At 71.4% G+C, this 26138-nt stretch carries 22 protein-coding genes; 10 read left to right on the forward strand and 12 right to left on the reverse strand.

The annotated features are described in order from the left end of the window. Positions 1 to 7 precede the first annotated feature (7 nt). From AB0C27_RS11065 to AB0C27_RS11075, 3 genes are read right to left on the reverse strand one after another with little or no spacing between them, the layout of a single operon-like run. Complete coding sequence (locus AB0C27_RS11065; protein ID WP_357841218.1) at positions 8 to 2356, reverse strand: aerobic carbon-monoxide dehydrogenase large subunit; 2349 nt, start codon at positions 2354 to 2356, stop codon at positions 8 to 10. Beyond that, complete coding sequence (locus AB0C27_RS11070; RefSeq protein ID WP_357841221.1) at positions 2353 to 2814, reverse strand: (2Fe-2S)-binding protein; 462 nt, start codon at positions 2812 to 2814, stop codon at positions 2353 to 2355. Before AB0C27_RS11070 ends, AB0C27_RS11065 begins: the two co-directional genes overlap by 4 nt. Position 2815: 1 nt before the next feature. Next, positions 2816 to 3679 (reverse strand): xanthine dehydrogenase family protein subunit M, encoded by an 864-nt coding sequence (locus AB0C27_RS11075; RefSeq protein ID WP_357841224.1) that lies wholly within the window; start codon positions 3677 to 3679, stop codon positions 2816 to 2818. A gap of 85 nt (positions 3680 to 3764) precedes the next feature. Here AB0C27_RS11075 and AB0C27_RS11080 point away from each other — a divergent pair, with 85 nt between their 5' ends. Beyond that, positions 3765 to 4673, forward strand: a complete 909-nt coding sequence (locus tag AB0C27_RS11080) for a LysR family transcriptional regulator (protein WP_357841227.1) — start codon at positions 3765 to 3767, stop codon at positions 4671 to 4673. Positions 4674 to 4758: 85 nt separating this feature from the next. Here the strand turns inward: AB0C27_RS11080 and eda are convergent, their stop codons facing one another. The 4 genes from eda to zwf all read right to left on the reverse strand — a co-directional run bounded on the left by eda (position 4759) and on the right by zwf (position 10106). Beyond that, the gene (eda, locus tag AB0C27_RS11085) at positions 4759 to 5370 is read right to left on the reverse strand and encodes a bifunctional 4-hydroxy-2-oxoglutarate aldolase/2-dehydro-3-deoxy-phosphogluconate aldolase (RefSeq protein ID WP_357841230.1); all 612 of its coding nucleotides are present in this window, start codon (positions 5368 to 5370) and stop codon (positions 4759 to 4761) included. A gap of 162 nt (positions 5371 to 5532) precedes the next feature. Beyond that, on the reverse strand, positions 5533 to 6498 hold the full coding sequence (glk, locus tag AB0C27_RS11090) for a glucokinase (protein ID WP_357841233.1): 966 nt from the start codon (positions 6496 to 6498) through the stop codon (positions 5533 to 5535). Positions 6499 to 6660: 162 nt separating this feature from the next. Continuing rightward, the gene (gene edd / locus AB0C27_RS11095; RefSeq protein ID WP_357841236.1) at positions 6661 to 8643 is read right to left on the reverse strand and encodes a phosphogluconate dehydratase; all 1983 of its coding nucleotides are present in this window, start codon (positions 8641 to 8643) and stop codon (positions 6661 to 6663) included. Beyond that, a complete protein-coding gene (zwf, locus tag AB0C27_RS11100) occupies positions 8640 to 10106 on the reverse strand; it encodes a glucose-6-phosphate dehydrogenase (RefSeq protein ID WP_357843061.1) in 1467 nt (488 codons plus the stop codon). The genes edd and zwf overlap by 4 nt, the downstream gene beginning before the upstream one ends. A gap of 242 nt (positions 10107 to 10348) precedes the next feature. Between zwf and AB0C27_RS11105 the strand changes: the two genes are divergently transcribed. Beyond that, positions 10349 to 11581, forward strand: a complete 1233-nt coding sequence (locus AB0C27_RS11105) for an ROK family transcriptional regulator (protein WP_357841239.1) — start codon at positions 10349 to 10351, stop codon at positions 11579 to 11581. A gap of 73 nt (positions 11582 to 11654) precedes the next feature. Here AB0C27_RS11105 and AB0C27_RS11110 read toward each other — a convergent pair whose 3' ends face one another. Beyond that, positions 11655 to 12356, reverse strand: a complete 702-nt coding sequence (locus AB0C27_RS11110) for a DUF2470 domain-containing protein (RefSeq protein ID WP_357841242.1) — start codon at positions 12354 to 12356, stop codon at positions 11655 to 11657. A gap of 74 nt (positions 12357 to 12430) precedes the next feature. Here AB0C27_RS11110 and rpsD point away from each other — a divergent pair, with 74 nt between their 5' ends. Both rpsD and AB0C27_RS11120 read left to right on the forward strand, forming a co-directional pair. After that, positions 12431 to 13045: a 30S ribosomal protein S4 gene (rpsD, locus tag AB0C27_RS11115; RefSeq protein ID WP_357843064.1), complete on the forward strand. Its 615-nt coding sequence runs from the start codon at positions 12431 to 12433 to the stop codon at positions 13043 to 13045. A 2-nt stretch (positions 13046 to 13047) separates the two neighbouring features. Beyond that, positions 13048 to 14307 (forward strand): low temperature requirement protein A, encoded by a 1260-nt coding sequence (locus AB0C27_RS11120; RefSeq protein ID WP_357841244.1) that lies wholly within the window; start codon positions 13048 to 13050, stop codon positions 14305 to 14307. Positions 14308 to 14321: 14 nt separating this feature from the next. Here the strand turns inward: AB0C27_RS11120 and AB0C27_RS11125 are convergent, their stop codons facing one another. Then, a complete protein-coding gene (locus AB0C27_RS11125) occupies positions 14322 to 15203 on the reverse strand; it encodes an ion transporter (protein WP_357841247.1) in 882 nt (293 codons plus the stop codon). 114 nt (positions 15204 to 15317) lie between these two features. On the opposite strand from AB0C27_RS11125, the gene AB0C27_RS11130 reads away from it, so the two are divergent. Beyond that, positions 15318 to 15626: a DUF4190 domain-containing protein gene (locus AB0C27_RS11130; RefSeq protein ID WP_357841250.1), complete on the forward strand. Its 309-nt coding sequence runs from the start codon at positions 15318 to 15320 to the stop codon at positions 15624 to 15626. A 2-nt stretch (positions 15627 to 15628) separates the two neighbouring features. On the opposite strand, the gene AB0C27_RS11135 is transcribed toward AB0C27_RS11130, so the two are convergent. Further along, positions 15629 to 16252: a TetR/AcrR family transcriptional regulator gene (locus AB0C27_RS11135; protein WP_357841253.1), complete on the reverse strand. Its 624-nt coding sequence runs from the start codon at positions 16250 to 16252 to the stop codon at positions 15629 to 15631. A 66-nt stretch (positions 16253 to 16318) separates the two neighbouring features. Here AB0C27_RS11135 and AB0C27_RS11140 point away from each other — a divergent pair, with 66 nt between their 5' ends. The 4 genes from AB0C27_RS11140 (at position 16319) to AB0C27_RS11155 (ending at position 21529) form a co-directional block, all read left to right on the forward strand. Next, a complete protein-coding gene (locus tag AB0C27_RS11140) occupies positions 16319 to 17077 on the forward strand; it encodes an ATP-binding cassette domain-containing protein (RefSeq protein WP_357841256.1) in 759 nt (252 codons plus the stop codon). Beyond that, the gene (locus AB0C27_RS11145) at positions 17077 to 17802 is read left to right on the forward strand and encodes an ABC transporter permease (protein ID WP_357841259.1); all 726 of its coding nucleotides are present in this window, start codon (positions 17077 to 17079) and stop codon (positions 17800 to 17802) included. The genes AB0C27_RS11140 and AB0C27_RS11145 overlap by 1 nt, the downstream gene beginning before the upstream one ends. Positions 17803 to 17899: 97 nt before the next feature. Continuing rightward, complete coding sequence (locus AB0C27_RS11150) at positions 17900 to 19939, forward strand: spermidine synthase (RefSeq protein ID WP_357841262.1); 2040 nt, start codon at positions 17900 to 17902, stop codon at positions 19937 to 19939. 393 nt (positions 19940 to 20332) lie between these two features. Further along, the gene (locus AB0C27_RS11155; RefSeq protein WP_357841264.1) at positions 20333 to 21529 is read left to right on the forward strand and encodes a cytochrome P450; all 1197 of its coding nucleotides are present in this window, start codon (positions 20333 to 20335) and stop codon (positions 21527 to 21529) included. 115 nt (positions 21530 to 21644) lie between these two features. Here the strand turns inward: AB0C27_RS11155 and AB0C27_RS11160 are convergent, their stop codons facing one another. After that, on the reverse strand, positions 21645 to 23225 hold the full coding sequence (locus AB0C27_RS11160) for an LCP family protein (RefSeq protein WP_357841267.1): 1581 nt from the start codon (positions 23223 to 23225) through the stop codon (positions 21645 to 21647). Between the two features lie 133 nt (positions 23226 to 23358). Next, complete coding sequence (locus AB0C27_RS11165) at positions 23359 to 24435, reverse strand: neutral zinc metallopeptidase (protein ID WP_357841270.1); 1077 nt, start codon at positions 24433 to 24435, stop codon at positions 23359 to 23361. A 567-nt stretch (positions 24436 to 25002) separates the two neighbouring features. On the opposite strand from AB0C27_RS11165, the gene AB0C27_RS11170 reads away from it, so the two are divergent. Continuing rightward, entirely contained in the window at positions 25003 to 25872 is an 870-nt protein-coding gene (locus AB0C27_RS11170) for a LysR family transcriptional regulator (protein WP_106244972.1), read from the forward strand. The last annotated feature ends 266 nt before the right edge of the window (positions 25873 to 26138 follow it).

The following is a 26138-nucleotide window of genomic DNA, read 5'->3' on the forward strand; positions in this document are numbered from 1 at the left end:
CGCCCGCTCACGGGATCGCCAGGTCCGTACGGAAGGGATCGCCGTTGACGACCCGCCACACGTTCGCCGGAGTGAGCGGCATGTCCGCGTGCCGCACCCCGTACGGCCCCAGCGCGTCCACCACGGCGTTGACCACGGCCGCCGGCGACCCGACCGTGGCCGACTCCCCGACGCCCTTGGCCCCGATCGGATGGGTCGGCGAGGGCGTCACGGTCTCGCCCAGCTCCCACGACGGGCACTCCATCGCGGTCGGCAGCAGGTAGTCCATGAACGAGGCGCCCAGGTGGTTGCCGTCCTCGTCGAACGCCATCACCTGCATGAGCGCCATGCCCACGCCGTCGGCAAGACCGCCGTGGATCTGCCCCTCGACGATCATCGGGTTGATCCGCACCCCGCAGTCGTCCACCGCGACGAACCTGCGCACCTTCACCTGCCCCGTGCCGGGGTCGACGTCCACGACGCAGATGTAGGCCCCGAACGGATAGGTCAGGTTGGGCGGGTTGTAGACGGTGACCGCGTCCAGGTGGCCCTCGACGCCCTCGGGCAGTTCCAGGCTGGAGTGCGCGGCCAGCGCGATCTCGGCCATCGACCGGCCGGCGGACGGGTCGCCCACCACCGACCACTTCCCGTCGGCCCACTCCAGGTCGTCGGGCGACGCCTCCAGCATGGCCGCCGCCACGATCTTGGCGCGGTCGCGCACCTTCCGCGACACCAGGGCCGCGGCGGCGCCGGAGACGGGGGTGGAGCGCGAGCCGTAGGTGCCGAGGCCGAACGGCGTCTGGTCGGTGTCGCCGTGCACGACCTCCACGTCGTCGGCCGGGATGCCCAGCTCCTGCCCCACGATCTGCGCGAACGTGGTCTCGTGCCCCTGGCCCTGCGACTGGCACGACACCCGCAGCACCGCCTTGCCCGTCGGGTGCACGCGCAGCTCGGCGCCGTCGGCCATGCCGAGGCCGAGGATGTCCATGTGCTTGCGCGGGCCCGCCCCGACGGCCTCGGTGAAGAAGCTGACGCCGATGCCCATCAGCTCGCCCCTGGCCCGCTTGTCGGCCTGCTCGGCACGGAGCTTGTCGTAGCCCGCCATGTCCATGGCCAGGCGCAGCGCCTTGGGGTAGTCGCCGGAGTCGTACTCCCAGCCGGTGGGCGAGGTGTAGGGGAACTGGTCGGGTTTGAGCAGGTTGCGCATGCGTAGCTCGGCCGGGTCCGCGCCGAGCTCGGCGGCCAGCACGTCCACCATGCGCTCGACCAGGTAGACGGCCTCGGTGACGCGGAAGGAGCAGGCGTAGGCGACGCCGCCGGGGGCCTTGTTGGTGTAGACGCCGGTGACCTCGCAGTGGGCGGCCTCGACGTCGTACGAGCCGGAGAAGACGTGGAAGAAGCCGGCCGGGAACTTGGTCGGCTGCGCGGTGCCGTTGAACGCGCCGTGGTCGGCCAGCACCTTCACCCTGATCGCCTGGATGCGGCCGTCGCGGGTCGCGGCGACCTCGCCGCGCATGTGGTAGTCGCGGGCGAAGGCGGTGCTCATGAGGTTCTCGGAGCGGTCCTCCATCCACTTGACCGGCTTGCCGGTGACGATCGAGCCGACGATCGCACAGACATATCCTGGATAAATCCCGACCTTTCCGCCGAAGCCGCCGCCGATGTCCGGCGAGATCACCCGGATCTTGTGCTCGGGCAGCCCGGCCACCATCGCGTACAGCGTGCGGTGCGCGTGCGGCGCCTGCGTCGGGCACCAGACCGTGAGCTTGCCGGTGACCTTGTCGAAGTCGGCGAGCGCGCCGCACGTCTCCAGCGGCGCCGGATGCACGCGCGGGTAGATCATGTCCTGCGCGACCGTCACCTCCGCCCGCTCGAAGATCGCGTCGGTCCGCGCCTTGTCCCCGGCCTCCCAGTCGAAGATGTGGTTGTCGGTACGCCCTTCGAGATCGTCCCTGATCACCGGGGCGCCGGGGTCGAGGGCGTGCCTGGCGTCGATGACCGCGTCGAGGGGCTCGTACTCGACGTCGATCAGCTCCAGGGCGTCGCGCGCCGAGTAGGCGTCCTCCGCCACCACGAACGCGACCTCCTGCCCCTGGAAGCGCACCTTGTCCGTGGCCAGCACGGCCTGCGTGTCCTGCGACAGCGTGGGCATCCAGGCCAGGTTCAGCCCCGCCAGGGTCTGGCCGGTGATGACCGCCCTGACCTTCGGATGCGCCTCAGCCGCGCTCGTGTCGACGGAGACGATGCGGGCGTGGGCATGAGGGCTGCGCAGGATGGCGCCGTACAACATGCCGGGCAGCCGCACGTCGTCGGTGTAGTTGCCGCGCCCCCTGATGAAGCGCGCGTCCTCCTTGCGGTGCATGGGTCCGTAGCTCATCTGCCCGCCTCCGCCGCCCATCGGATCGACCGCACGATGTTCTCGTAGCCCGTGCACCGGCACAGCTGACCCGAGATCGCCTCGCGGATCTGCCCCTCGTCCGGGTCCGGGTTCTTGTCCAGCAGCCAGCGCGCGGTCAGCAGCATGCCCGGCGTGCAGAACCCGCACTGCAGCCCGTGGCACTCCACGAACCCCTTCTGCACCGCGTCCAGTTCGCCGTCCCGCTCCAGGCCCTCGACCGTGGTCACCTCGTGCCCGTCGGCCATGACGGCCAGCACCGTGCACGACTTGACCGGCACGCCGTCGAGCTGGATGGTGCAGACGCCGCAGTTGGAGGTGTCGCAGCCCCAGTGGGTGCCGGTCAGGTCCAGCTCGTCGCGCAGGAAGTGCACGAGCAGCAGCCTCGGCTCGACGTCCCTGGTGTACGGCTGCCCGTTCACCGTGACCGTGATCCGCATGTCAGATCCTCCCCGCTGCCGTGGCCAGCGCGCGCCGGGTCAGCTCGGCGGCCAGGTGACGCTTGTAGTCGGCGGGCCCGCGCTGGTCGGCGCTGGGCGCGCAGTGCTCGGCGGCGATGCGGCCCGCCTCCCCGAACGCCTCCGCGCCCGGGGGCCGGCCGACGAGGTGCTGCTCGGCCTCGGGGGCGCAGAAGTGCGCGGCGCCGACCGCCGTCAGCCCGATGCCGGCCTGAGCGATCACGCCGTCCTCGACCCTGAGCACCGCGCCCGCCGCCGCGACCGGCCAGTCGCCGACGCGCCGCTCGACCTTCTCGTACGCGCTGCCCGTCCCGGGTGCGACGGGCACGCGGAGCTGGATCAGCAGCTCGCCCGGCCCGACGGCGGTCTCGTAAGGACCCTCGTGGAATTGTCTGACCGGCACCGTACGAGTGCCGCCCTGGCCCTGAATGACGGCGGTCGCGTGCAATGCCGCGAACACCGCCGACAAATCCTCGGACGGATCTCCTTGGCACAAGGAGCCGCCAACGGTCCCCCGATTTCGCACAATCGGGTCGGCGATAACTCGCTCCGCATCACGAAATATCGGGAAAAGATCGGTGGCGGTCGTGCTCTCCAGCAACTCGGCGTGGCGCACCAGCGCCCCGATCGCCAGCTCACCGCCCTCGACGATGATCCGCCCCAGCTCGGCGGCCAGGCCGTTGATGTCGATCAGCGCTTCCGGCTGGGCCAGGCGGAGCTTCATCATCGGGATGAGACTGTGCCCGCCCGCCACGACCCTGGCCTCGGGGCCGTACCGTTCCAGGAGTTCGAGGGCGTGCGTGACGCTGTCGGCCCTCTCGTATTCGAACGTCGCGGGAACCTGCATGACTGCACATTGCTGTTACCGATTTATCACGACAATCGGTAAATAAGGCTTTCCTTAATGAGGGGCGGCGAACTATGAAGGGTGGGTGACCCTCAGCCAGCTCGGCGCGTTCGTCTTCGTGGCCCGGCTCGGATCCGTCAAGGCCGCGGCACGGGCGCTCGGCGTCAGCGAGCCCGCGGTCTCCCAGTCGCTGGCCCAGCTCCGCAGGCACCTCGGGGACCCGCTGGTGACCCGCTCGGGCGACCGGATGGTGCTCACCGAGGGTGGCAGCCGGCTACTCGGCATCGCCTCCCAGATCGTCGCGCTCGGAGCCGAGGCGGTCGCCGCCGTCCAGCCCGGCCGCCCCGCCCGCCTGCACGTGGTGATGGACGCGGGACTGGCCGAGTACGTGGCGGGCCCGCTGCTCTGCCTCTTCACCCAGCGCAAGCAGGTGGACGCCACCACCGGCGTGGCCGCGACCGCCGAGACCCCGCTGCTGCTGTCCAGCCGCCTGGCCGACGTCGCGCTCGGGGCCCAGCTGACGGGGGACGGCCTGGTGAGCCGGCCGGTCCTGCGCTGCCGCCTCATCGTGGTCGGCTCGCCGCGCGGGCGCAGGGACCACTGGCTGGTCGGCCCGTCCGGCACCGACCCGGCCAGCGACACCAGCCGCCTGCTGCGCCTGTTACGGGTCCAGGAACCGCAGGTACGGGTCTTCGCCAACCAGACGGCGGCCTGGAAGGCGGCGGCCGAGGGCGCCGGCCTCGCGCCGGCCACTGCCCATCTGGTGGCCTCCCAACTGCGCAGGGGCGAACTGGTGCCCATCGAGACCGCGGCGACCCCGCTGGCCTCCTACTGGTATGCCACCACCCTCGAACCGGCGGCGCGCTCGGGGGCGGCGGGCACGTTCATGGACTTCCTCACGACGCCCGCGGCCACCCAGGTCATGCGTACCCCGGACGAGGGCGTCCCACGCAGCCGCTTCCGCCCCACGGTCCACGTGTCGATCTGGAGCTGACGCCTGGCGCCGGTCCCGGATTCGGAACCGGCGTCGTTCATCGATCGGGCCCCGTCTCGCCGGCCGCGGGGGCTGTACGGGCGCGTCAGCGGAGTGCGGCGGCCTCCGCGGCCAGCTTCTCCACGCGCGCCCAGTCGCCCGCGGCGAGCGCGTCCGCCGGGGTCAGCCACGTCCCGCCGACGCAGCCCACGTTCGGCAGCGCCAGGTAGTCGGGCGCGGTGTCCACGCGGATGCCCCCGGTCGGGCAGAAGCGCACGTCGGGCAGCGGCCCGCCGAGCGACTTCAGGTACGTGACGCCGCCCGCGGCCTCGGCGGGGAAGAACTTCAGCTCCTTGATCCCCCGCTCGGCCAGCGCCATGGCCTCGGACACGGTGACCGCCCCCGGCAGGAACGGCACGCCACTGGCCTCCAGCGCCTCGACGAGCGACGGGGTCGTCCCGGGAGAGACCAGGAACGTGGCCCCGGCCGCCACGGACGCGGAGATGTCGTCGGCGGTCCTGACCGTCCCGGCGCCCACGGTCGCCTCGGGGACCTCGGCGGCGATCCTGGCGATGGCCTCGCGCGCGGCCGGCGTGCGCAGGGTCACCTCGATGGCCGGCAGCCCACCGGCCACCAGCGCTCGGGCCAGCGGCACCGCGGTCTCCACGTCATCGATCACCACGACGGGAATCACCGGGGCGAGATCGAGCAGGCTCATGAATGCGTCTCTCCTCATCGGCCACCACCACGGGGCCGCTTCTAGTTCAGGTCGTGCAGTCCGGGTCGTCCAAGATCCGGCCGTTCGGTCCAGGTCGTCCGAGATCAGGCAGTTCAGTTCGGGTCGTTCATGGGGGCAGGCGGCCCCGTGGTGGGGCCGCCGTCAGCTCACGAGCTCCTTGCGGGCCCGCCGGCTCAGCCAGGCCGCCGCGCCCGTCAGCGCCGGTTGCGGCGCGACGATCAGCACGGTCCCGATGCCCGCCAGGTAGGCGGCCATGTCGGGGTTGTCCTCGAACCGGGCACGGAAGCCGCTGGCCCGCACCCGTTCCACGATACGGGGCAGCACCCCGCCCCCCAGATACACCCCGCCTCTGGCGCCCAGGGTCAGGGCCACGTTGCCGGCGAAGCCGCCGAGCAGCCCGCAGAACACCTCGACGGTCTCCGCGCACAGCGAGTCGTCCACCCTGGCCACGATGTCGGAGGCGGTCAGGTCGGGCGCGCCGACGCCGTTCACCGCCGCCAGCGCCCGGTGCAGCCGGACGAGCCCGGGGCCGGACAGCAGGTGCTCGGCCACCACGTGCGGCAGGCCCTGCGCGCGCAGCGCCCGCACCACCTCGAACTCCCGCGGCTCCACCACCGGCACCGTGACGTGCCCGCCCTCGCCGGGGATCGGGGTCCAGCCGTCGTCGCACGGCACCAGGCCGCCCACGCCGAGCCCGGTCCCCGGCCCGAGCACCGCCTTGACGCCGTGGCCGGGCGCGGGCCCGCCCAGGGAGACCAGGTCGGCGCCCTCCAGGTGGGGGAGCGAGACGGCCAGGGCCTCGAAGTCGTTCAGCAGCCGGGCGTAGGGGATGCCGAGATCGCGTACGGAGCCGGCCCAGGAGGAGTTCGTGAGCCGGTAGTCGTCGCCGTCGATCGGCCCGGCCAGAGCCAGGCAGGCCGCTCCCGGCCGCGCCCCGCCCGCGTGGGTCGCGAGGTAGGCGGCGACGGCGTCCGCGAGGGTCGGGTGGTCGGCCCCTGGCAGCACCGCGACGTTCGACGGGGGCGCCCCGAGCGAGGTGACCAGGCCGAACCGGGCGTTGGTCCCCCCGATGTCGGCCACCAGCCAGGGAAGGTCAAAGGCACTCACGCATACCTCCGGCGTCCGGGGCGGCGGCAAGATCGCTCGCCGTACTCCGAAGGATCCCACGACCGCCCGCGACACCCCAGAGGGGACGGCGAGTACGTACGGGCTCAGTCAGGTCGCGAACCCCCCGAACCGGCACGGCTCGCCGGACAGACGTGGGACCGGTCACCGGGCCAGCCCGGCCGCTCGTGCGCCCACCGGCGCGTTCGTCTCCAGGTGCGAGGAGCCCGCCTCGGCCGGGAAGCCCAGGCCGGGGCCGTGGTGCGGCGACTCGGCGCCGCTCACCCCGAAGATGCCCGCGCCCTGCTCGGCGTGCCCCGCCATCCGGCGGAAGGCGGCGAACAGCTCGCGCCCGGTGCCGACCCACTGCGCGTCGCTCAGCGGCCGGCCCTCGGGCGCGCGCCGGGCCAGCTCCTCGGCGGGCACCAGCAGCTCCAGCGTCCCCGCCGCGGAGTCGAGTCTGATCACGTCGCCCTCGCGCACCAGCGCGATCGGCCCGCCGTCGGCGGCCTCGGGCGACAGGTGGATGGCGGCCGGCACCTTGCCGGACGCGCCCGACATGCGGCCGTCGGTGACGATCGCCACCCGCTGCCCCCTGTCGAGCAGCACGGCCAGCGGCGAGGTGAGCTTGTGCAGCTCGGGCATGCCGTTCGCGCTCGGGCCCTGGTAGCGGATGACGGCCACGAAGTCCTGCCCGTCCAGCTCGCCCGCCTCGAACGCCTTCAGCAGGTCGAGCTGGTCGTGGAAGACCTTGGCCGGCGCCTCGATGACCAGGTGCTCCGGCTTGACTGCCGACACCTTGCTGACTGCGCGGCCCAGGTTGCCCTCGACCATGTGGATGCCGCCGTCGGCCGAGAACGGCTTGGCGACCGGCCGCAGCACGTCCAGGTCGGAGCTGCCGCCGGTGACGGGCGACCAGACCAGCTCGCCGTCCACCAGCTCCGGCGCCTCGCGGTAGCGGTCGAGGCCGGGGCCCGCGACCGTCAGCACGTCGGCGTGCAGCAGCCCCTCGTCGAGCAGGTCGCCGATGAGCACCTGCATGCCGCCGGCCTCGCGGAAGTGGTTCACGTCCGCCTGGCCGTTGGGGTAGATCTTGGTGAGGGACGGCACCACCCGCGACAGCTGGGCCAGATCGTCCCAGGTCAGCACGATGCCCGCGGCGGCGGCCATGGCCACCAGGTGCAGCGTGTGGTTCGTGGAGCCGCCGGTGGCCAGCAGCGCGACGCAGGCGTTCACGATCGACTTCTCGTTCACCAGCTCGCCGATCGGCGTGTACTCGGCGCCGTGCGCGGTGATCTCCACCGCCCTGCGCCCGGCGGCCTCGGTGAGGGCGTGGCGCAGCTCGGTGTGCGGGTTGACGAAGGTCGAGCCGGGCAGGTGCAGGCCCATGACCTCCATCAGCGCCTGGTTGGAGTTCGCGGTGCCGTAGAAGGTGCAGGTGCCGGGCGAGTGGTACGACTTCGCCTCGGCGTCCAGCAGCTCGACCCTGCCGACCTTGCCCTCGGCGAAGAGCTGGCGGGTACGCGCCTTGACCTTGTTCGGCAGGCCCGACGTCATGGGCCCGGCGGGCACGAAGATCGCGGGCAGGTGCCCGAAGTGCAGCGCCCCGATGAACAGGCCCGGCACGATCTTGTCGCACACGCCCAGCAGCAGCGTGGAGTCGAACATGTCGTGCGACAGCGCGATGGCGGTGGCCATGGCGATCACGTCGCGGCTGTAGAGCGACAGCTCCATGCCCGCCCGGCCCTGGGTGATGCCGTCGCACATCGCCGGCACGCCGCCCGCCACCTGGGCCACGCCGCCGGCCTTGCGCACGGCCGCCTTCAGCTCCGGCGGGTACGTCTCGTACGGCTGGTGCGCGGACAGCATGTCGTTGTAGCTGGTCACGATGGCCACGCCCGGCTTGGCGGCGGCGCGCAGGGCCGGCTTGTCCTCACCCGTGACGCCCGCGAAGCCGTGTGCGAGGTTCGCGCAGCCGAGGTGCGCCCGCGCCGGGCCCTTGGCCCTGGCCTGCTCGCCGTCCCGGCGGATCCGATCGAGGTAGGCGGCCCGGCTGACGGCGCTGCGCTCGGCGATGCGGTCGGTGACCTCCTGGATGAGGGTGTTCACGGGGTTCCCTTCGCCGGATCGGTTGGTTCGCTCGTTCACGCTTCCTCCTCGTGCCAGGCGCGACCGCTGCGGCCGAGCAGCTCATGCGCGCCGGCGGGGCCGGTGGTGCCGGCGGGATACGGCTCGGGCAGGCCGGCGGCGGCCTTCCAGGCGTCCAGGATCGGATCGATCCAGCGCCAGGCCGCCTCGACCTCGTCGCGGCGCATGAACAGCGTCGGGTTCCCGGCCAGCACGTCGCCCAGCAGCCGCTCGTACGCCTCGGGCACCCGCGCCGTGAACGTCTCGCCGAAGCTCAGCGACATCGGCACCGGCTTCAGCGCCACCTCGCCCGCGCCCGGTTCCTTGGCCATGATGTGCAGCCGGATGCCCTCGTCCGGCTGCAGCCGCAGGACCAGCCGGTTCGGTGTGCCGCCGGGGAAGATGGCGTGGGGCACGTCCTTGAACTGCACCACGATCTCCGAGCGCCGGTACGGCATCCGCTTGCCGGTGCGCAGGTAGAACGGCACCCCCGCCCACCGCCAGTTCCTGATCTCGGCCCGGATCGCGGTGAACGTCTCCACCCGGCTCGACATCTCGGTCGGCGGCGTGGAGCCGGGCTCGTCGAGGTAGCCGGGCAGGTCCCCGGCCCCGGTGTACTGGCCGCGCACGGTGAAGCGATCCACTTCGCCGCCCGCGATCGGCCGCAGCGCCTGCAGCACCTTGACCTTCTCGTCGCGGATGGCCTCGCGGTCGTTGCGGGCCGGCGGCTCCATCGCGGTCAGGGTGAGCAGTTGCAGCAGATGGTTCTGCACCATGTCGCGCAGCGCGCCCGCGTGGTCGTAGTAGCCACGGCGGCCGGGTGTGCCGACGGTCTCCGCGGCGGTGATCTGGACGTGGTCGATCCACAGGGAGTTCCAGATCGGCTCAAGGAAGGCGTTGGCGAAGCGCAGGACCAGCAGGTTCTGCACCGTCTCCTTGCCCAGGTAGTGGTCGATGCGGAAGATCTGGCGCTCGTCGAAGATGGCGCCGACCTCGTCGTTGATGCGCTGCGCACTGGCCAGGTCGTTGCCCAGCGGCTTCTCCAGCACCACGCGCGAGCGGGGCGTCACCAGGCCGGCCTCGTGCGCCTCGCGGCAGAAGGGGCCGAACGTCCTGGGCGGGCTGGCCAGGTAGAAGATCCGGTCGCGGTCCTCGTGGCCGGCCAGCAGGCCGGCGAGCGTGCTCCAGCCAGAGTTCCCGTCTGCGCCCCCGTAGATGCCACTGCCGACGTCCACCGAGACGTGGTGCAGGCGGCCGAGGAAGCGCTGCCACATGGCGGGGGCGTCCACCGGGACGCTGTCGCGTACCTCGGCGTCCACCTTGCCGCGGAAGTCGGCATCGGTCAGCCCGCCCCTGGACAGGGCGATGACGCGGGTCTCCGGGGAGAGTCTTCCGTCCCTGTCGCTGTGGTAGAGCGCCGGCAGCAGTTTGCGCATGGACAGGTCGCCCGTGCCGCCGAAGACGACGAGGTCGGCAGTGTGCATGCCGGGGTGCACGTCGGAGTGCACGTCGGGGTGCATGTCGGGGTGCATGTCGGGGTGCATGTCGGGCTGGGTGGGGGCGTTCGGTGGTGCGGTCGACACGGTTCCGGGCTCCGGGGGATCTACCAAGCAGGGACAGAACGGACACTAACGAGAGTTTGGGTCGTACACAAGCGGAGTTTTGGCATTTGAGATGAAAAAGTGGTGACTTTTCATTACACAACCCCATGTGGTTCACTTAGCCGATGTCTCGACGTACCGCAGCCGCGCTCGCCACGAGTGGCGAGGTGCTCCGCCTCATCCGCACCGGAGAGGCCGTGACGCGGGCCGAGCTGGGCCGGGTCACCGGCCTGTCGCGTCCCGCCGTGCAGTTGCGCGTCGGTGAACTGCTCGAACGCGGGCTCGTCGTGGAGCGGACCGACGCCCCGTCCACGGGCGGGCGCCCGCCGGTCCGGCTGGAGTTCAACGCCTCGGGCGGCGTGGTGCTCGTGGCGGCGCTCGGCGCCAGCCGCACCAGGGTGGCCGTGTGCGACCTGGCCGGCCACGAGCTGGCCGGGCGCGAGTTCGCGATGGACGTCGAGCAGGGGCCTGACACCGTGCTGCCGCTGCTCATGGACACCTGGGACGACCTGCTCGGCGACCGGCCGCGCACCATGATCAGGGGCGTCGGGATGGGCGTGCCGGCCACGGTCGAGTTCGCGCAGGGCCGTACGGAGAGCGCCCGCGTCATGGCCTCGTGGACCGGCGTGGTGATCCCGCCGATCATCCGCGCGCGCTTCCCCGTGCCCGTCCTGGTGGACAACGACGTCAACGTGCTGGCCATCGGCGAGCACCGAGGCGTCTACCCCGAGCTGGACGACCTGATGTTCGTGAAGATCTCGACCCGCATCGGCGCCGGCGTGATCGCCGGGGGCGGCATCCTGCGCGGCGCGATGGGCGCGGCCGGCGAGATCGGGCACATCCCGGTGATCGACGGCGGCGGCGTGCTGTGCCGCTGCGGCAACTTGGACTGCGTCGACTCCGTCGCCAGCGGCACCGCGCTGCTGCGCGAGCTGTGCGGCAGGGGCAAGGACGTGCGCACGATCGCCGACGTGACGGCGCTGGTGCGCGCGGGCGACGCCGAGACGATGGCCACGGTCCGCGAGGCCGGGCGGCGCATCGGGGAGGTGCTGGCCGGGGCGGTCAACATCCTCAATCCGTCGGTGGTGGTGCTCGGCGGCGACGTGGCGGAGGCGTTCGGGCCGCTGGTGTCGAGCATCCGCGAGGTCGTCTACCGCCGCTCCACCGCCCTCGCGACCCGCCGCCTGCGCATCGAGCCGAGCCGGCTCGGGGCGGGGGCGGGCATCAGCGGCTGCGCGGTCATGGTGCTGGACCACGTGCTGTCGCCGGAGGCCGTGGACGAGACCATGACCCTCACCGCCCTGCGCCGCGACCGCGCCCCGGCCCTGCCGGCCCCGGTCGAGGCCGGCCAGTCCTGACCTCCCGCCGCACGTTCAGCCCGTGCGCGGGTGAGAACGCGCTGGGGTCAGAACGCGCTGCATCATGCGCGGGTCAGCAGGTGCACAGCAGGCCGCGCAGCGCGGTCTCCAGGCACACGCTGGAGCGGGCCGGCGTCGGCCAGGGGAAGCGGATGAGCGTCTCGTCCACCCGTACCGTCGCCCCGAACCGGTCCAGCTCCCACAGCCACACCTCCGCCGCCGGTTCCCCGAGCTGCCTGGTCACCCCGGCGGTGAGCTGCGCCCGGTGGGAGGAGTTGACGTGCGCGAGCACTCGCTCGGCCGTCTCCGACAGCGGGTCGGGCGCCGCCCCGAGGTAGTCGTCGGCGTCCAGCAGCCCGGACTCCTGCCCGGTCAGGTACACGACCTGCCCCACGTCCAGCCGCAGCAGCCGCGGCGCGTCCGGCCGGCCGAACCGCTCCAGCGCCTCGAACAGGCTCTCGTCGGCGCTGTGCGCGGCCACCGCCACCGCCGCGGCGCGGGCCTCGGCCTCCGGTACGGCCTCCGCCCAGCCCTGCACCTCCAGCAGTCCGCGCGGATGCGTCACCGGGCCGAGCTGCCGCATCGACGTCAGGTTGACCGCCACGACGGCGTCCGCGCGCAGGCCGTGCAGCGTCTCGCCGGGCCGTACCAGCAGCACGGGCCGGCCGCGCTCGTCCACTCCGCCGCGGGCGGGGGAGGGGGCGCCGTCAACGGTGAGTTTGGCGACGTCGGCGGTCGCGGCGAGGGTGCGGACCCGCTCGGGGATCGGCAGCATGACGCCTCCTAGGAGAACAATGGTGTAGGTTAGGCTTGCCTAAGTAAGGATTACCTAATCACATCGAGGTGAACGTGCGCTACACCGGCCCGAAGGTGCGACTGTCGCGTCGCGCGGGCGTCCCGCTGACCAGGAAAGCCGTCCGCTACTTCGAGACGCGCCCGTACCCGCCGGGCGAGCACGGGCGCAAGACCAACCGCCGCAACACCGGCGACTACGGGCTGCGGCTGATGGAGAAGCAGAAGCTGCGCTGGTACTACGACGTGTCGGAGCGCCAGCTGCGCCGCTACTGGGACCTCGCCGTACGCAAGCCGGGCGCCTCGGGCGCCGAGCTCGTCACCCTGCTGGAGACCCGCCTGGCCTCCCTCGTGCTGCGCTCGGGGCTGGCTCCCTCGATCTACGCGGCCCGCCAGTACATCGCCCACGGCCACATCGCCGTGGACGGCCGCAAGGTCGACATCCCCAGCTATCTGGTCAAGCCAGGACAGGTCATCTCCGTACGGGCCCGCTCGCGCCAGATGCAGCCCTTCGTGGCGGCGGCCGAGGGCGTGCACGCCGACGAGCGCACGGCCGCGTATCTCTCGGTGGACCTCAAGGAGCTGCGCTTCACCCTGGTCAGCCGGCCCGAGCGCGAGCAGATCGTGGTCCCCGTGGACGAGCAGCTCGTGGTGGAGTTCTATTCTCGTTAGCCGTGAGTGGAGCGGAAGAGCGTCACGCGAGCTGGCTGGAGCTGTTCTTCGACCTGGTGGTCGTGGTGGCGGTGATCCAGCTCGCCCACCGGCTGGCCCACCCGACCTGGCCGGACGTGGCGCTCTTCGTCGTCCTGTACTACGCGATCTGGAGCGTGTGGACCGCCCTGACCCTCTACTCCAACGTGCGGGGCGAGCGCACCCGCATGCTCAGCATGCTGATCGGCATGTTCGGCATCGCCGTGATGGCCGCCGCCGCGCCCGACGTCGCCCGCGAGATGGGCACGGGCGGCACGCACGAGGGCTGGTTCATCGTCGCGTACATCATCTCCAGGACGAGCGCTTCCAGAAGCCTGCAGCGGGCCGGCGCGATCATGACGGCGTGGCCCGCGGCTCAGCTGGGCGCGGGGCTGACGCCGTGGATCGCGTCCAGCTGGGTGGAGGGCCCCTGGCGCTATGTGCTGTGGGGCATCGGCGTCCTGCTCGACCTCGGCTTCTCCATGGCCCGCGGCCGCCGGCCCGAGCGCATGATCGAGGAGCTGAACGAGCAGATCCGGCGCCGGCTCAAGCGCGATCGGCGCCTCCACGTCTCCCGGCGCCCCCTGCCCGATCCCGACCACTACGCCCCCGCCGTGCTGGAACCCGCCCACCTGGGGGAGCGGCTGGGACTGTTCGTGATCATCGTGCTCGGCGAGGCCGTCATGCAGGTCGTGCTGGCCGCCTCCGGGCAGTCCTGGGGTCCGGAGCTCGGGCTGGCCGCCCTGGCGGGGTTCGGGCTGATCGTCTCGCTGTGGTGGATCACCCTCCAGTACGGCCTCAGCGCCGTCCCCGGCGCCACGGAACGCGGCCTCAAGGCGTACATCGCCTTACCCGCGCACTTCGCCATGACGGCGGGCCTCACCGCCACGGCGGCCGGGCTGGGCGTGGTCGCCGCCGAGCCCGGCGCCCACCTGCACGCCGGCTCCGGCTGGGTGCTGGGCGGCGGGCTGGCGGTGTACTTCGCCGCCTCCGCGGCCCTGGGGGTGGCCATGCGGGCCTCGCGGCGCTGGATCTGGGGCTGGGCCGTGCCCTCCGTCCTCGTGCCGCCGATCGTGGCCGCGGTGTCCGGGCTGCTGCCCGGCTGGCTCGTGGTCGTGCTGCTGCTCCTCGTGGCCCTGTGGCGGGTCGCCTACCGCCACCGCGGCGGCCCAGTCACCGACACAGCCCCCGACGCTGGCCCCGGCACAGCCCCCGACACAGCCCCCGACACAGCCTCTGCCTAGCACCAGGGCGGCGGCTAGTTGCGGCCGGCTTTGGCGCGGCGGGAGCGCCTGGGTTGCGGCTCGGATCGCTCCGATGCCCCGTTCGGCCACTGCTTGCGCAGGTGGGCGACCTCGTCGCGCAGCGCGGCCAGCTCGTCCAGGATCCGTTGCGTGTGCGCCGTGGTGTCCTCGATCGCCGCCAGCTCCTCGGCCCGCTCCGCCCGCTCCTCGGCGCGTTCCTCCTCGTTCTCCTCGTCCATGGCGCTCACCACGACCGCCAGGAAGAGGTTCAGCACGACGAACGTGCACACGAGGATGAAGATGGTGAAGAAGATCCACGCCGTCGGGTGCCGGCTCATCACCTCCCTGGCGATGTTGCCCCAGTCGTCGCCCGTCATCGTCTGGTAGAGGGTGAACAGCGAGGTCGGCAGGTCGCCGAAGCGGTCGGGCGCGGTCTGGCCGTACAGCTTCGTGGCCATGACGGCGGCGACGTACAGCACCAGCGACAGCAGCACCACGATCGAGCTCATCCCCGGCATCGCGCGCAGCAGCGCCGAGACGACGCGGCGCAGGCTGGGCACGACCGACAGCAGCCGCAGCACCCGCAGGATGCGCAGCGCGCGCAGCACCGACAGGCCGCCGGCCGTGGAGGCGAAGGCGATGCCGACGATGATCGTGTCGAAGATGTTCCACGGATCGCGCACGAAGGCGGCGCGCTCGACGTAGATCTTGGCGATCAGCTCGGCGGCGAAGATGTAGAGCGCGAGGTGATCGACCACGGTGAGCAGGGTGCCGTACCGCTCGACCAGGGGAGGGAAGGTCTCCATGCCGAGAGTGGCCGCGTTCAGCACGATGAGGCCGATGATGAACCGCTGGAAATGCCGATGGGCGAGCAGAGCTCGAGTGCGTTCGCGCACGGGTGCAGGCTCCTCAAGATGGATCAGGTCCGCACCATGATGACGCAAGATGATCAACCCAGAGACTGTGGTATAAAGCCCCCCTGACTTGTCCATGTGGGGGATCAAACGATCATGTCCTATCCCGACTACGGCGCCGGTTCCTACGGCCCCGTGCCGCAGAGCCACCCCAACGGCACCACCATCCTCGTCCTGGGCATCCTGAGCCTGGTGGTGTGCACGTTCATCGGCCCCTTCGCCTGGTCGATGGGCAACAAGGCGCTGCGTGAGATCGACGACAGCGGCTATTTCTACGAAAATCGCGGCCACGTCCAGGCCGGCCGCATCTGCGGCATGATCAGCAGCGCGCTGCTGATCTTCACCCTGGGCCTGGTGGCCATCGGCCTGCTCTTCGGCCTGCTCGGCGCGCTGTCCGACGCGTAGCCCTACAGGTCGCCCAGCCCCTGCTCCAGCAGGTCGAACGCCTGGTGGGCCTGGGCCGTCAGCGGCGGCCCGATCTTCTCCCACGGCTCGCCGGCCAGCATCATGGCCAGGGCGCGCTCGCTCAGGAGCCGCGTGACGGCCAGGATCTGCGCTGCCGCGACCCGGGGCACGACGTCGTCGGGGCCGGCGCCGAGCTCGCCGGCCAGCGCCCGCGCCAGGCCCTGCTCCCGCTGGAGATGCACGTCGCGGAGCCGGGCCGTCAGCGCGGGGCTGTCGTTGATCACGCGGGAGAAGGCGTCGTTGCCCGCGTTGAGCCCGTAGCGCCAGTCGCGCGTCTCGATCGCGCCGAGGTAGTCGCGCCTGAACGCGCGCACCACGCCCTCGCCCGGCAGGCGCTCGCGCAGCACCTGCTGCGGCAGGTCCACCACCAGGTCGTAGCGGTCGGCGAACAGGTCCTCCTTCGTACTGAAGTAGTTGAAGACCGTGTTGACCGACACGTCGGCGGCCTGCGCCACCTCCGCCACCGTCACGTTGTCGAACCCCCGGGCCAGGAACAGGCCCGTCGCGACGTCGGAGATGCGCTCCCGCGTCTCGCGCTTCTTCCGCTCCCGCAGCCCTTCCGCCATGCCCTCATCCTATCCAACTTGCAGTGACTCCAAAATTGTGATTACTTAAATTTTGGAGGCGATGAAATGATCAAGACCAAGGGTCTGAGCAAGATCTTCAAGGGCGGCAACGAGGCCGTCAGAGGCGTCGACATCTCCGTGGAACCGGGGGAGATCGTCGGCTTCCTCGGCCCGAACGGCGCCGGCAAGACCACGACGATGCGCCTGCTGACCACGCTGCTGCGCCCCACGGCCGGCACCGCGACGGTGGCCGGCCACGACCTGATCGGCGCGCCGAAGCAGGTGCGCCGGCGCATCGGATACGTCGCGCAGAGCGGCGCCATGCCCCCCGTCTCGCCGGTGAAAGGCGAGCTGGAGCTGCAGGGCATGCTGTACGGCCTGAGCCGGCGCGAGGTCGCCGCCAGGGCGCAGGAGGTGCTGGCCCGGCTGGAGCTCACCGGGCTGGAGACCACGTTCCCCGCCGCCCTGTCGGGCGGGCAGCGCCGCCGCTTCGACCTCGCGTTCGCCCTGCTGCACGACCCGGCGCTGCTCTTCCTCGACGAGCCGACCACCGGCCTGGACCCGCAGAGCCGGGCCGGCCTGTGGGACCTCATCCGCTCGCTGCGCGCCGGCCAGGGCATGACGGTGTTCCTGAGCACCCATTACCTGGACGAGGCCGACGCGCTCTGCGACCGGGTGCTGATCATCGACCACGGCCGCATCGTGGCCGAGGGCGCTCCCGCCGAGCTCAAGACCGGCGGGCGCACGCTCGACGAGGTGTTCCTCGACATCACCGGCAGATCGCTGCGCGAGCAGGGCGGCGCGCTGACCGGGAAGGAGGCGTGATGCCGCGCGAGACCTGGGTGCTGTTCCGCCACGGCCTGAGCGTCACCCTGCGGCAGAAGGTCGGCATCGCGTTCGGCGCGATCCAGCCGCTGCTGTTCCTGGTGCTGTTCGGGCCCATCTTCGCCACGTTCGGCACGTGGGAGACGCTGGTGCCCGGCCTGATCCTCCAGCTCGGGCTGCTGAGCACGGGCATGGCCGGGTTCGGGGTGGTCTTCGACAAGCGCATGGGCGTGCTGGAGCGGATGCGCGTCACCCCGGCCAGCCGGCTGGCGCTGCTGCTCGGGCGGGTGCTCAACAACGTGGTCACGCTGATCCTGCAGACGGCGCTGCTGCTCGCGGTGGCCTTCGCCCTCGGCCTGCGGGCCCCGGTGGGCGGGCTCGCGGCCGGGTTCGTGCTGGTCGTCGTGCTGGGGGCGAGCCTGGCCGCGCTGTCGTACGCGATCGCGCTGACGATCGACGAGCACCTCTTCCCGCCGGTGATGAGCACCGCCGTGATGCCGCTGATCCTGCTGTCCGGCGCGCTGCTGCCGATGTCGATGGCGCCGGGCTGGCTCGACGGCCTGTCCTACCTCAGCCCGTTCCGGTACGTGCTGGAGGCACTGCGCGACCTGTTCGCCGGCCGGTACACGACCGGCACCGTGGCTGTCGGCGTGGCGGTCACCGTCGTCTTCGCCGCGATCAGCCTGACGATCGGCACCCGGGTGTTCGGCCGCGAACAGGAGTGAGGAAGGGGCGAGCGCCCCCACTCACCGTGCGCGACCGGCATTTCTTCCGGAGCGTCGGACTTCCTTGTTCTCCGTCCGTTCACTACGGTGAGACATCATGACGCTCCAGGCGCAGAAGCCGGTCGACGACGGAGAAAAAGCACACTGGCTGGCCGTGCGGCCGAGGCTCATCCTCGCCAGTGCCTTCATGCTCTTCCTGGAGCTGGCGCTGATCAGGTGGACCGGGTCCAACATCGTCCACCTCAGCTATTTCACCAATTTCGTGCTGCTCGGGTCGTTTCTCGGCATCGGGCTCGGCTTCCTGCGCGTGGGGCGCTCGCGGCGGCAGCCCTACTACTCGCCCGTCGTGCTCGCCGTGCTCGTCATCGTCGTGCTGACCTTCCCCGTCACCGTCGACCGCAACACCGAGGGCGTCCTCTACTGGACGAGCCTGTCCACCAGCGGGCCGCCCGCCTGGGCGATCCTGCCGGTGATCTTCTGCGCCGCCGCCGTGGTGCTGATGGGGCCCGCCGAACTGGTCGGGCGCTGCTTCCCCGAGCTGCCCCGCCTGGAGGCCTACCGCTACGACCTCATCGGCAGCCTCACCGGCATCGTGGCGTTCACGGCGCTGTCGTTCCTGAGCGCGCCGCCGGTGTTCTGGGGGCTGATCGCGGCCGCCTGCTACGGCGTGCTCCTGGTGCCCCGGCCGCGCACGCTCTACGTGCTGCTGGTGAGCGTGCCGTCCGTGGCCGTGGTCGGGCTGCTGCTGGCCGAGACGCTCACCGCCGGGGCCATCTGGTCGCCGTACTACAAGGTCACCACCCGGCAGTTGCAGCAGCTCGGCATCCCCGTCACCGACATCGCGGTCAACGGCATCCCGCACCAGCAGGCCGTGCCCGCCGCCGCGCGCCTGCAGTGGGAGGCCCAGTACGGCCTGCCGTACGAGCGCACCACCAAGCCCCCGAAGGACGTGCTCATCGTCGGCGCGGGCAGCGGCACCGACGTGGCCATCGCCCTGTCCAAGGGCGCGGGCAAGGTCGACGCCGTGGAGATCGACCCGAAGCTGCGCGAGCTCGGCGGCTCCGTCCACCCCGACCGGCCCTACGACGACCCGCGCGTCACCACCCACGTCACCGACGGCCGCGCCTTCCTTGAGCGCACCGGCGACAAGTACGACCTGATCCTCTTCGCCCTGCCCGACTCGCTCACCCTCGTCTCCGGCGCCAGCTCGCTGCGCCTGGAGAGCTACCTGTTCACCGAGGAGGCCATGCGGGCCGCCCGCGCCCACCTGCGGCCCGGCGGCACCTTCTCGATGTACAACTACTACCGGGAGAGCTGGCTGGTCGACCGGCTCGCCTCGACCATGCAGCGCGCGTTCGGCCACAAGCCGTGCGTGGACGTGGTCAGCACCGCCGGGCAGCAGGCCGTGATCACCGCCGGCCTGGCCGCCACCGACCAGCGCTGCGCCACCGAATGGCCGGGCGCCGCCGCGGGCACTCCCGAGCCGGCCGGTGACGACCGGCCCTTCCTCTACCTCAAGGACGCCACGATCCCGCCGATCTACATCATCACGCTCGGCCTGATCCTCATCGTCAGCCTGCTCGCCGTGCGCGTGGTGGCGGGCCCCTACCAGCGGATGCGCCCGTACGCGGACCTGTTCCTGCTGGGCGTCGGGTTCATGCTGCTGGAGACCAAGAGCGTGACCGGGTTCGCGCTGCTGTTCGGCACGACGTGGGTGGTCAACGCGATCGTCTTCGCCGGCGTGCTCGTCGCGGTGCTCGCCGCCGTCGAGGTGACCCGCCGCTTCCGCGTCCCGCCCCTGCCGGTCATGTACGGCGTGCTCTTCGCCGGGCTGCTGCTGGCCTGGCTCGTGCCGAACGAATGGCTGCTCGGCCTGCCGCTCCCGGTGCGGGCGGTGGCCGCCGTGACGGTGGCGTTCCTGCCGATCTTCGCCGCCAACGTGATCTTCGCCAAGCGCTTCGCCGAGACGGCCGACGCCACCACCTCCTTCGGCGCGAACCTGCTGGGCGCCATGGTCGGCGGCTGCCTGGAGTACGTGGCGCTGGTGATCGGCTACAAGGGCCTGCTCATCGTGGCGGCCCTGCTCTACGTCGGCGCGCTCGTCCTGCTGCCGAAGAAGGATTCCGCCCTGGTGTGACCGGCCGTTCGAGAATGATGGAATTGACTTCGACAATTGATTGACCACCGGTCAGGAGATTTGTTCTTCCGGAGGTTGATTTGTCGCCGGTCGCGAGGTGAGGTAGAGATATCGGGTACGCTCCGATAACGGTGATCGTCCGTTGAAAAAGGGGAAATTCCTCTTCCCCGTCGCCGGGGGCACGGCCGGCCCGGCGACACCCGTGCGATTCCCGGAACTCCTGGCTCGGCCGGGTGAGCGCCGCACTCGCCGCGGGAATTTCGGGACGGCTCGGCGAACAGCCGGGGAATCGGCCCGCGGGTTGCCGCGCCGCCCCGCGGGCCGCTTTCATGACATGACCGGATTCCGCGCGACCCCGTTCCGAAATCGAATCGACTCACCCGGAGAGGACGCATGCTGGAGGAGATGCTGCCCGGCCACGAAGGGCTGCTCGCCGACCCCTATCCCGCCTACGCCCGGCTGCGCGAGTCGGGCGCCCCGTATTTCGTGAAACTCCGCGGCGGCCTGTACGGCTGGCTGGTGACCCGCTACGACGACGCCAGGGCCGCGCTCGCCGACCCGAGGCTGAGCAAGGACCCGCGGCACGCGCCCGCCGACTGGCAGGAGGCGGGGCGCGGCCGGCCGCTGGAGGACCGGGCCGGCCTCGGCACCCACCTGCTCACCACCGACCCGCCCGAGCACACCCGGCTGCGCCGCCTGGTCTCCGGCTTCTTCACCGCGCGCCGGCTGGCGGAGCTGCGGCCCGGGATCGAGGAGGCGGCCCGCGCGCTCGCCGCCGGGCTGACCCCGGGCGACGACCTGGTGGCGGGGTTCGCGGCGCCGCTGCAGTCGGGGGTGCTGTGCGACGTGCTGGGCGTGCCGGTGGCCGACCGTACGGACTTCCAGCGGTGGACCACGGCGGTGGTGTCGTCGGAGGCGGTGACGGGGGAGAGCCGGCCCGAGGCGCTGCGGGCGCTGGCCGGTTACGTGCGCGGGCTGGTCGAAGGCAGGCGGCACGCGCCGGGCGACGACCTCATCAGCACGATCACCGCCGCCGCGCTCGACGGTGACCGGCTCAGTGAGGACGAGCTGCTGTCGATGATCTTCCTGCTGCTCGTCGCCGGGCACGAGACGACCGTGGGGCTGATCGGGCTGGGCACGTACACGCTGTTGCGCCACCCCGGGCAGCTGGAGCTGCTGCGGGCCAGGCCCGAGCTGATCGAGCAGGCCGTGGAGGAGTTGCTGCGCCACGACGGCCCGGTCGAGCTGGCCACCTGGCGCTTCCCGCTGGAGCCGGTGGAGCTGGGCGGGGTGCTCCTTCCCGCCGGGCAGCCGATCCTGGTGGCGCTGGCCGCCGCCAACCGCGACCCGCGCCGTTTCACCGACCCCGACCTGCCCGACCTCACCCGGACGGACAACGCGCACCTCGGCTTCGGCCACGGGCCGCACTACTGCCTGGGCGCCCTGCTGGCCCGCCTCACCGGCCGCGCCGCGCTGAGCGAGGTCGTCCGGCTGCCGGGGCTGGCCCTCGCGGTGCCGCCGGAGCGCCTGCGCTGGCGTGCCAGCCTGACCGTGCGTGGGCCCGTGAGCCTTCCGGTGACGTTCGGCTGACTCTCCGGGCTCACCCCGCCGGTTCCACCCCCTGGACCACGCTCCTGGCCCCTTCCAGAGGCCCCTTCCAGAGGGCAGGGTCGAGGCCGCAGAGCTCGTCTTCTAGAAGCTGGGGTCAGAGGCCGCAGAGCTCGTCGAGGCCCTTGGCGCCGGCTCGCTGCGAGTTGCGGGTGGGCGTCTGCGTGGGCCGCTGCGGCGTCGCCGTGCGGGTCCTGGACGCCGCCACGCTCGGGGAGGCGCTGACATTGGCCGTCTGCGCCTGCCGGGCCGGGCGCAGCGAGTCGTTGATCGCCTTCTTGGTGGCCGTACGGATCTTGGCCCAGTCCGGCCGGCCCGAGTAGAACTCTGGCGGCACGAACTGCAGACTGGAGATCTTGGCTTCCTTGACCTTGACGGCCAGTTCGAGGAGCGGCTGCACCAGGTGCCGGGGGATGTTCGTCTGGGCCAGCCGCTTGGCCGCGCCGGCGATCTTGTTGAACCGGGTGAGGATCACCGTGGGCGTGGCCTGCTGCGCGAAGGCGCCGATGACGCAGCGCTGGCGGCCCATCCGGGAGAAGTCGTCGCTGCCGACGCGGGAGCGGCCGTACCAGAGGGCCTGCTCGCCGGTCAGCTTGCGCTCGCCGGCCTTGATGACGCCGGCGGTGCCGTACAGGCCGCCCCACTTGACGTCCTGCTCCACCTTGATCCGCAGGCCGCCGATGGCGTCCACCAGGTCGGCGAAGCCGTACATGTTCATCAGCATGTAGTAGTCGATCTTGAGGTTCAGCGTGTAGCCGATGGCGTCCATCAGCGCCCGCGGGCCCTTGTTCCTGCCGCCCATGAGCTGCGGGTTGTCGTTGGCGTACTGCCAGACCTCGTTGAGCAGGCCGCCGTTGGGCAGTTCCGCCATGAAGCCGTTCGGGAACTGCTTGTGCAGCGGCGAGGACGGGGGGAAGCGGACGTGCTGGAGGTTGCGCGGGAGGCTGAACAGCACGGTGGTGCCGGTCTTGAGGTCCACGCTGGCCACGTTCATGCTGTCGGTGCGCACGCCGGTCCTGTTGCCGGCCGCGTCGCCGCCGATGAGCAGGAAGTTGACCCGCTCCTTGCCGTCCCAGGGGTCCTCCGGGTTCTGGGCGACGGTGGGCGTGTCGGCGTCGGGCTCCGAGGGGAAGATCGAGCCGACCGCGTCGCGTACGGTCAGCACGCTGTTGGCGGCGAGCGCGAACGGCGACATGACGGTCACGCAGAGCAGGCCCACCGCGATGCCGGTGAAGATCTGGCCCTGCTGGGGCAGCTTGTTCGGCCCCAGCGCCACGTAGGAGGTCACCAGCAGGGCGAACCAGGCCAGGGCCAGCACCGAGGCGCCGATGACCACCGCGAGCATCGCCCCGTCGCCGGCCAGGCCGGCCGCGTTCGACAGGTCGCCCGCCACGCTCAGGCCGTAGGCCAGGACCGCCAGCAGCAACACCGCGTACACGCTGACGAGGATCAGCCCGGTACGGCGGTGCCCGGCCCGCAGGTGAGCGGCGCCGGGCACGATGGCCGACAGGGCGGTCCAGCCGAGGACCGCGCCGGGCGTCAGTGGCTTGGCGAAGCGCGGGGCGGCGGGCGCGCCCGAGGGGCGGCCGGCGCCCCGCTGGGCGTTCGGCCGCGATCGTCGGATGGGGCGCCGTTTCTTGCCTTCTGGCACGGTGTCTACCCCATCGCGCTTGCTCACACCCGGCTCCTTACACGCCTACCAGGCAAAACTGACGTTTGCCCCCCGATGGGCACAAGATTGCCAGGATTCTAGTCCCCATATCTGGACAACAGAGACATGTGCTCAACATGAGATGAATGCCACGCGGCTGTCAGGAGACCGTCGACGAGGGCGCCAGCCACGTATTGCACTGGTATGTCTTGCTTCTCTCCCATCCCTGACGGAACCAGCGATTGTTGTTCACCGGCTTGCCGTGATCGCGCGGCCGGCCCGGCCAGTCGCCGACCTGACCGTAGAACCAGAACAGCCGGCTGCGCTGGGAGGTGTTCACCGGGTACGACGACGCCACCGACCGCATCCACATGCCGGCGAAGCAGGTGGCCTGCAGCTCCAGCCGGCGGCTCAGCGCCAGCTTGCCGCTCTGGCTGCCGGAGTCGAGGGTCGAGGACCACCAGGAGTTCATCAGGCCGGTGATGTTCTGGACGTGGTGGCCGTACTCGTGGGCCATCATGCTGATGGTGCCGCCGTGCCAGCTGATGATCTCGCCGTACCCGGGGGAGTTGCCGACGCCCGACGCCAGGGCCGAGGTGGAGGCGTAGATGGTGCTGTTGCGCGGGCAGTAGTACGGCACCATGCTCCCCGGCGAGGGATAGTCGCCGCAGGCGCCCCTGCCCTTCCTGGACGCGATGGCGTAGCTGGGCGGGCGGAACTGGATGCCCTGCTTCTCCAGGATCGGCTGCCACGCCTTGTCCATGCACCTGCCGGTCTTCAGGATCAGCGCCTTGAGCTGGCTGTGGTTGAACTGGTTGATGTTGCCGCCACGGCAGTTGAGCCGGGGCAGCGAGCCGGCCCGGTACATCGAGTTGTTCCTCAGGCTCGTGTTGACCGACACCCTGGCGGGCGGCGTGACCCGCGTCGTCGGCCGCTGGGTCGGCCGCTGGGTCGGCCGCTCGGTAGGACGCTGGGTCGGCCGCTCCGTGGGACGCTCGCTGGGGCGCGTGGGCCCGTCGCTGGAGTACGGATCGGGCTCGTAGTCGTCGTCGGGGTCGTACGTCGGGATCGCGACCGGGTTCGAGGTGTCCGAGCTCGACGAGCTGCCGATCGCCGCGACCGCGATGACGAGCAGCACGAACACCGCCGCCAGCGAGCCGAAGATCGTGCCGAGCACCCCCGCGACGCCCATCCCCGACTTCTTCTGCGGCGGCCGCTGCCACTGCTGCGGCGGCATGGGCGGAGGCATCGGGGGCGGCATCGGGGGCGGCATCGGGGGCGGCATCGAGGGAGTGGGCGGCGGGTATCCCGGCCCAGGACCGTACTGCGGAGGTCCGTACTGCCGGCCCTGCGGGGGTCCCTGCGGCGGCCCGTAGGGCGGCTGGCCGTGTTGCGGGTACGGCTGCTCCAGCGGCCGCGTCGGCGCGGGATGGTACGGATTCCCCCGCGGCGGCGGCGGTGGGGGAGGCGGCGGTGGCGGGGGAGCGCCCTGCCCGCCGCCGCCCGGCTGCCGGTAACCGGGCGGCGGCCAGGGCAACGAGGGTGGCCGCTGTGGCTGTCCTGGCTCATGTGGCGGGGGTGGATACTGCCCGTTCCCTGTCACCTTGTCTCCCCGTTTGCCCCGTTGAGTGCAATGCCTGGTTTGCGACGCGACTTGTCGGACCCTTGGCAAATTTGGGGCAAAAGCATACTGATTTAACACCCGTCACGGATGTAGCTGTGCTCGGTTACAGTCCGAAATCATTCGAGGTGATCTCCGCTATCTCCCGGTCCCGGCGGCGGGCGGTGTCCTAGCTTCTTTGGCATGAATCTCCAGCAGCTCCGCTATGTGGTCGCGACAGCGGAGCACCGCACCATGACCGACGCGGCCAGATCGCTCTACATCGCGCAGCCTGCGCTGTCTCGCGCGATCCGCGATCTCGAGCGTGAGCTCGGCATGACGCTCTTCGCCCGTTCCGGACGCGGGGTGGTCGTCACCGCGCAAGGACGCCGGGTGGTCAAGCTGGCGAGGGAGGCACTCGACGCGGTCCACGAGATCGAGGGCCTGGCCAACCAGAGCACGGCCACCGAGGCGGAGCTCCGCATCGCCGCCACCCCGAGCCTCGAACCCGGCCTGGCCGGACGGCTGCTCCCCGCCTACGCGGCCGAGCATCCGGGAGTGCGCGTGCACATCGTCCGCTGCGACGGCCGTGACGGCGTCGTCAGCGCCATCCGGGATCAGCGGGCCGACCTGGGTCTCACCGACCTTCCCGTGCCCACCGACCTCATCACCCATCCGCTCGAACGCCAGGAGATCGTGCTGATCTCACCGCCGGGGCTCGAACTGCCCAACCCGGTGCCGATGGGCAAACTGCACGGCATGCGCCTGGCGCTGCCCGCCCGCGGCAGCATGCGGCGCAGGGACCTCGACGCCATGTTCGGCAAGTACGCGGTCACCCCGGTCGTCGTTCTCGAGACCGACGAACGCAACGGCTGGCTCAACGCCGTACGCGCCGGGCAGGCCTCGCTGCTGTGGTACCGCGGGATGGCCGAGCAGGCCGGACGCGCGGGCCTGGTGGTGCGCTCGCTCGAACCCGCTGTGCGCCGCGTCATCGCGGTCGTGCACGCCCGCCGCCGCCTGCCGCTCATCGCCCAGGACTTCCTGGCCACCGCAGAAAAGGGGACAGCCGCCTGACCACTTTCGGAACGCTCCATGCCCATCCCCAGAGTCCATCCCCGAAGATCCGCACCACGATCAACTGACAGGGCCCGGCACACACCGAGCCCAGGGGGCCCGGCGACGACGCCGTGCCCCTGAGGGTCACCGGAATCCGCTGTCAGCTCCTGATCCGCAGCACCTCCCCGCGAACCCGCACCCGTGATACGCGCATGCCTCGTGCCTAGCACGCGGCCCGCCGGCTGACCAGGGCCCCGCCTCCGACAGGACGCAACCGGTCTCGC

The sequence above is a fragment of the Nonomuraea sp. NPDC048882 genome (assembly GCF_040649755.1).
Taxonomy (GTDB): Bacteria; Actinomycetota; Actinomycetes; order Streptosporangiales; family Streptosporangiaceae; genus Nonomuraea; species Nonomuraea maheshkhaliensis.

Bases quoted from the DNA above. Each gene is read 5' to 3' on its own strand.
- AB0C27_RS11110 (WP_357841242.1), bottom strand. From the start codon at position 12,356: ATGCTGCCGATCCCCGAGCGGGTCCGCACCCTCGCCGCGACCGCCGAC.
- AB0C27_RS11155 (WP_357841264.1), top strand. From the start codon at position 20,333: ATGCTGGAGGAGATGCTGCCCGGCCACGAAGGGCTGCTCGCCGACCCC.
- AB0C27_RS11065 (WP_357841218.1), bottom strand. From the start codon at position 2,356: ATGAGCTACGGACCCATGCACCGCAAGGAGGACGCGCGCTTCATCAGG.
- AB0C27_RS11135 (WP_357841253.1), bottom strand. From the start codon at position 16,252: ATGGCGGAAGGGCTGCGGGAGCGGAAGAAGCGCGAGACGCGGGAGCGC.
- AB0C27_RS11105 (WP_357841239.1), top strand. From the start codon at position 10,349: ATGTCTCGACGTACCGCAGCCGCGCTCGCCACGAGTGGCGAGGTGCTC.
- AB0C27_RS11130 (WP_357841250.1), top strand. From the start codon at position 15,318: ATGTCCTATCCCGACTACGGCGCCGGTTCCTACGGCCCCGTGCCGCAG.
- AB0C27_RS11075 (WP_357841224.1), bottom strand. From the start codon at position 3,679: ATGCAGGTTCCCGCGACGTTCGAATACGAGAGGGCCGACAGCGTCACG.
- AB0C27_RS11140 (WP_357841256.1), top strand. From the start codon at position 16,319: ATGATCAAGACCAAGGGTCTGAGCAAGATCTTCAAGGGCGGCAACGAG.
- AB0C27_RS11165 (WP_357841270.1), bottom strand. From the start codon at position 24,435: ATGCCGCCGCAGCAGTGGCAGCGGCCGCCGCAGAAGAAGTCGGGGATG.
- AB0C27_RS11070 (WP_357841221.1), bottom strand. From the start codon at position 2,814: ATGCGGATCACGGTCACGGTGAACGGGCAGCCGTACACCAGGGACGTC.
- AB0C27_RS11145 (WP_357841259.1), top strand. From the start codon at position 17,077: ATGCCGCGCGAGACCTGGGTGCTGTTCCGCCACGGCCTGAGCGTCACC.
- AB0C27_RS11150 (WP_357841262.1), top strand. From the start codon at position 17,900: ATGACGCTCCAGGCGCAGAAGCCGGTCGACGACGGAGAAAAAGCACAC.
- AB0C27_RS11170 (WP_106244972.1), top strand. From the start codon at position 25,003: ATGAATCTCCAGCAGCTCCGCTATGTGGTCGCGACAGCGGAGCACCGC.
- zwf (WP_357843061.1), bottom strand. From the start codon at position 10,106: ATGCACACTGCCGACCTCGTCGTCTTCGGCGGCACGGGCGACCTGTCC.
- eda (WP_357841230.1), bottom strand. From the start codon at position 5,370: ATGAGCCTGCTCGATCTCGCCCCGGTGATTCCCGTCGTGGTGATCGAT.